Raw genomic sequence first — 710 nt, forward strand, 5'->3', positions numbered from 1 at the left:
ATTGAGCCGGTAAAACGCGTCGCCATTAACTATCCGGTTCGGAACCACCGGTGCAAAATTGCGCTGGTGGTATTCTTCGATGATTACCGGCTGAAAATTGAGCCGGTAAAACGCGTCACCGTTAATTGTCTGGCTCGGAACCACCATCTGAATTTTCAGCCGGTGATATTCTTCGACAAAACGAACCCTAACGGCAATAGTTTCAATTATAGAAACATTTATCTTGTCATTTAGTTTCTTTTATGGAAACCTTTGCGGCATCATCAACCGCATAGGTGCATTTTCCCATGTCAACAGCATTAAAAGCCTTCAACGACAACGCCGGGCAACCTGCCGTGTTCAACAAACACGGTCAGATCATGACCAACAGCCGCGATGTCGCGGCATATTTCGGCAAGCGACACGCGGATGTTCTTCGCGCCATTGATAAGCTGGAATGCAGCAAGCACTACCACCTCCACAATTTTGCGGAGGTGGTTGCAGACGTTAAACGGCCAGATGGCAGCACCATCAAGTCCCGTGCCTTCGACATGACCAAAGACGGATTTACGTTTCTGGCAATGGGCTTCACTGGAAAATCTGCGGCAGGATTTAAGGAATCCTACATCGCGCAATTCAACGCTATGGAACAAACCCTGCGCACCATCCCCGACGAACTGGTGCGCGCCCTGGGCATCGTTAAAACCGTTGTCAAAAAGGTAACCGCCATT

At 49.2% G+C, this 710-nt stretch carries 1 protein-coding gene; it reads left to right on the top strand.

The window, feature by feature from the left end:
• Positions 1–287: 287 nt before the first annotated feature.
• Positions 288–710: Rha family transcriptional regulator (locus THS27_RS26370; protein WP_139835781.1), on the top strand; the 423-nt coding region annotated here is incomplete at its 3' end.

Origin of the sequence: Thalassospira sp. MCCC 1A01428, from assembly GCF_002115825.1 — a bacterium.
Lineage (GTDB): Bacteria > Pseudomonadota > Alphaproteobacteria > Rhodospirillales > Thalassospiraceae > Thalassospira.